The following is a 4624-nucleotide window of genomic DNA, read 5'->3' on the forward strand; positions in this document are numbered from 1 at the left end:
AGCCCTGACCTGCTACAAAAAGCTCACGAAACTCGCCACGTGAGACACATTCTTACGCTGCCCTCTCATGACGCGCTGGCGCGGCCCGAACGACAGCGTAGAACCACAGTGGCAAGACGATGCTCATCACTTCTGCCGCTTGGGCGCGGTCTCCATCTCACATCAGACGTACTTGCCGACGGTGATGGAATCACAGCCCAGCCCACAGCAAGCGCCTCCACGATGGGCAATCCGTGGCCGGACTCATCCCATGAGTCAACCGACCAGGCCTCAGGGACCCTGCTATCCCGGTGATGGATCTCAATCCGCAGCACGGAACCCCGGAAATGAAGACAGACTTTGATACCGGCGTCCGGCTGGTCGCGAGTGTGCACGACACATTGGTGAATAGTTCGGAGAAGATGAGAACGGTGTTGTCCACGTTCGCTCCGAAGCCCCACTATTTCAGCAGGATTCTGACGAACGTCCGTGCCACGGATGCGAGCACGGGGTCGTTGACAAGGGGTATCGACCCCATGAACTCGGCCCGAGCCGGTACGGCTCGATCGACCGGTGGTCTAATGGTTTGCGTGCCCATGGCGCCCTCGCAGGTCAGACCCATCATCGACAAGCTGTGCATGCGCAGGAGTCTCGTGAGCGCTGCGAAAGCCGGATACACCGCGTACTCGAGACGCCCTCACTCCACGAAGACGTCCCTGATTCTCATGATTTACGCAACGGCGGTTAATCGCAAATCTGTGATTGTAATTGGGGTCTGAATTTTGTTAGAGCTTCTGCTTGTTTCGCCGGTAACTGCCATTCTCAGCAGCGGCGGATATGGTGTTGCGTATAAAGTTAAGAATATCGATCACCGTACTATGCAGCTCTTCATACGCTATCGGATCGACGTTCAAGTACTCGCCGTGCGCCACTTCGTTTCGCACGCGGAGTAATTCGTAATCAATAAGATGCGATTTAAGGTGCAAGGGTTCTGAGTTTAGGCCGAGGAGCTCAAAGAGGTCGAAGCAATGTCCGCTGTTCAAGTTGGCCCTCGTGTCGACGCCCCTCCTCCACGGAATTGACGCCCGCGTGTTATCTGCAAGTAGTGTCTTAACGCGTTGAATACTTCTCTGCGTGCTGGATGCGCCGTGCATTGAATCGATAGCTGCTTCAACAGCGAGTGTAATGAACCCGGCGTCAAGCTCGGCGTACGTTAGCTTGCGCCGACCTACGAACTTAAGGTACGCGGAAAGTGAGGATTTCGTGTAACCCTCCCAATGTGCGTACAGGAGCGGGATGCCTGCTCTGCAAAACGCTCTTTGGGCTACACTGTCTGATCTTGTCCTTCGTACACTGCTGAGAAAGCTGTGCAGCTCACTACGACGCCACGCCAGATCTTGGTCTAGCCAATCCTGCAACTCATTAACTGTCCGCAACCCAGTCTCCAGAAAAGATCCTCTTTCCGACTTCGTACATGTGGGGGATCCTAAGGTCTGCTGATTTTCCGGCACCCATGCGAGATTGGAAAGTTTTGTCACTCCAAACGGCCTTGACCCTATCTACTAGAGATCTTTGACGGGATTTAGAGTCCAAATGCTTCCAGTAGTCATAGTTAAGTCCAATTCCTGTGGTGATGGCTTCGTAAGCGGAGACCGTGAATGCACCGCTAAATTTATCGGATGCATGTGAGTATCTCTTGAAGGCCGATTCTCCGAGTGAGTCATCGAGCCAAGCGAAGATATTGTTGAAGCGTTCCCTCTCGCCCTCACGGTGAAGTTTCTTCTCTTCGATGAACTGACGCATTCGACCCGTGAGGAACTCGCCTACATCCTTGAGCCCGTTCAAGTCGGTTCGCTCCGCCGTAACCATGGATAGGTAGCGGAGGGCAATTTCAGTGCCGTAGGATTCCTCGATCTGCCTTTCACTAAGCGCTACTGAGCGGGCGAAGGGTTCGTGGGAAGCGAGACTCTGCATCCAGCGGTAAAATGAGGGGTCCAGCATTACGGCAAGACAATTTCGTGCCTCTTGTTCGGAAAGGTGTGTGCCGCTATTGAGCCGTTGAAAGAGGTCGAACTTCGCTTGCTCGTCACTCGTGTGTTCTACAATAGTGAAGTCCAAGCGCGCCCGCTTGAAGAATCTTTTCTGCGCGTCGGACAACTCCGTAAACGACGCGGTGTCCGTGTCGTCAAACTTGCCTGAATCCCAAACTACGTTTTCAAGGCTCTTAAGGTAATCACCTGTGGTCAACGGTTCAGGTTTGTCCAAATTGTTGTCAGCGTCCTTGAGTTCTCCCATGAAGCGGAACAATGTTGAAAGTCGTTGCACGCCATCCACTACGTCCCAAACGCCGTCGCGACGAGCCGCAACAAAAATGGGAGGAACGGGAATTCCCAAGAACACACTCTCGATCAGTCGAGACTGCTGCTTAATGTGCCATCGAAAAATGCGTTGGAACTCCGGGTGAACCTCAAGGTCGTTATTGAGATACATGGACAATGCTTCGTTGATGGACATGCTGTAGCGATCTGTGTGAATCTCGCGGGACCGCTCGATAATCTCATCTTGGAGACTCAATCTTAACTCTGCTTCCTGACTTGGGCGTTTATGCGTCATCCGCCCTCCAAAGCGTGAGTGCTGACCTGGATCATTCTGCACCATCGTCGCCGTCTGGGGGACCGGCACGACAAAGCTCGTTCAGATTCCCTGTCGATCAGCAGAGGCAAACAACCTTGGGCCCCGCGAGATGCAATGGCTGCCGAGTTGCAAGATCGGTAGCAGGTGCGCAGACGCCTGGCGGTGGCAGCTGAGGTCCAGCCTGCGGGCTGACCTGCGTTGACGCACACCGCCCGACGTCAGCGGACCACTCCCTCCGGTCTCTTGTAAAGCGTAGGTCGTCGGTTCGAATCCGACAGGGGGCTCTTGCCGCGCCCCTCGGGCGCTTCCTGACCTGCGGAAAATGCGGAGGCGGTCGACGCCGGGACGTGGCAGGCTCACGCGGGCCGATGAGTTCCGGCGCGCCCGCCGGTCTGTCTCGGTGAAGCAACCGACCATCCAGTCCGGCGGCCCCTCGGCTGCGAGGTGACTGCGATCAGGAACCCCGGCGAGGAGCTGTCATGCGAGTTGTGCGAGCTGCGATATCGAAGCGATCCGCCGCGGCGGAGGCGGACGGGGGGCGGACGCCGGTCGTGGTGCGGCTGCTGGTCCTGGCGACGTTCGTGGTGATCCTCAACGAGACCATCATGATCAACGCCATCCCGCGGCTGATGGAGTCCATGCACGTCACCGAGCGGTCGGCGCAGTGGGTGTCCACCGCCTTCATGCTCACGATGGCCGCGGTCATCCCCGTCACCGGCTGGTTCCTGCAGCGGGTCACCACCCGCCGGGCGTACGCGCTGGCCATGGGCACGTTCCTCGCCGGCACCCTGCTGTCGGCGGTCGCGCCGGCCTTCGCGGTGCTGCTGGCGGGCCGTATCGTGCAGGCCGCCGGCACGGCGGTGATGATGCCGCTGCTGATGACCACGCTGATGACGGTGGTGCCCGCGGAGCACCGCGGCAAGGTGATGGGCCAGGTGACGCTGGCGATGTCGGTGGCGCCGGCGCTCGGGCCGACCGTGTCCGGGGTCATCCTGCAGGTCGGCTCGTGGCGGCTGCTGTTCGTGGCCGTGCTGCCGATCGCGGCCGCGGTGACCGTGTTCGGGCTGCGCAGGCTGGAGGACGTCGGCGAACGCGAGGTCAGCTCCATCGACTGGTTCAGCGTCGGGGTGGCGGCCCTCGGCTTCGGCGGCCTGGTGTACGGGCTGAGCCTGATCGGCGAGAGCGACCGCCGGACGCTCGGGATCGGCATCGCCGCCGGCGGGATCGCGGCGATCGCCGTCTTCGCCTTCCGCCAGCTGAAGCTGCAGCGCTCCGGCACGCCGCTGATGGACCTGCGCACCCTCCGGTACGGCGCGTTCACCCGGTCGCTGGCCGTGATGGCCATCGGCTTCCTGGCGATGATGGGGTCGATGATCCTGCTGCCGCTGTACCTGCAGAACGTCCGCGGCCTCAGCCCGCTGGAGACCGGCCTGCTGGTCATGCCCGGCGGGCTGGGGATGGGGCTGCTGGGGCCGTCGGTCGGCAGGGCCTTCGACCGGTTCGGCAGCCGCCGGCTGGTGCTGCCGGGCTCGGCCGGCGTCATGGTCGCCCTCGCCGGCTACACCCAGATCTCGATGACGATGCCGTACTGGCAGATCCTCGGCCTGCACGTGCTGCTAATGGTGAGCCTGGCGGCGACGTTCACGCCGGTCTTCACGCTCGGCATGGGTGCGCTGCCCCCGCACCTGTACTCCCACGGCAGCTCCATCCTCGGCACGCTGCAGCAGGTCGCGGCGGCGCTGGGCACCGCGCTGGTGGTGACGCTGATGTCGGCGCGGGCGACCGGCCTGGTCGACGACGGGGTCGCCGCGCTGCCCGCGCAGGTCAGCGGCATGAAGCTGGCGTTCGGCGCCGCCGCGGTCCTCGCCGTGCTGATGACCGCCCTGGCGGCGACGCTGCCGCGGCGGATCGAGGCCCCGGCCGACGACCACGGCGCCGCGGGCGACGACCACGGCACCCCGGGCGACGGTCACGGCGCCCCGGGCGACGGTCACGGCGCCCCGGGCGACGG

3 protein-coding genes are annotated in these 4624 nt (G+C 61.2%); 1 reads left to right on the forward strand and 2 read right to left on the reverse strand.

Features of this window, described 5'->3' with window-relative positions:
• Positions 1-764 precede the first annotated feature (764 nt).
• Entirely contained in the window at positions 765-1517 is a 753-nt protein-coding gene (locus ABD317_RS37940; RefSeq protein WP_425582508.1) for an MAE_28990/MAE_18760 family HEPN-like nuclease, read from the reverse strand.
• A complete protein-coding gene (locus tag ABD317_RS33785; protein WP_344295136.1) occupies positions 1402-2661 on the reverse strand; it encodes a GmrSD restriction endonuclease domain-containing protein in 1260 nt (419 codons plus the stop codon). The genes ABD317_RS37940 and ABD317_RS33785 overlap by 116 nt, the downstream gene beginning before the upstream one ends.
• Positions 2662-3092: 431 nt before the next feature.
• Between ABD317_RS33785 and ABD317_RS33790 the strand changes: the two genes are divergently transcribed.
• A partial coding sequence (locus tag ABD317_RS33790) for an MDR family MFS transporter (RefSeq protein WP_344295138.1) occupies positions 3093-4624 on the forward strand: 1532 nt, incomplete at its 3' end.

It is taken from the genome of Streptomyces synnematoformans, from assembly GCF_039531005.1.
Lineage (GTDB): Bacteria > Actinomycetota > Actinomycetes > Streptomycetales > Streptomycetaceae > Streptomyces > Streptomyces synnematoformans.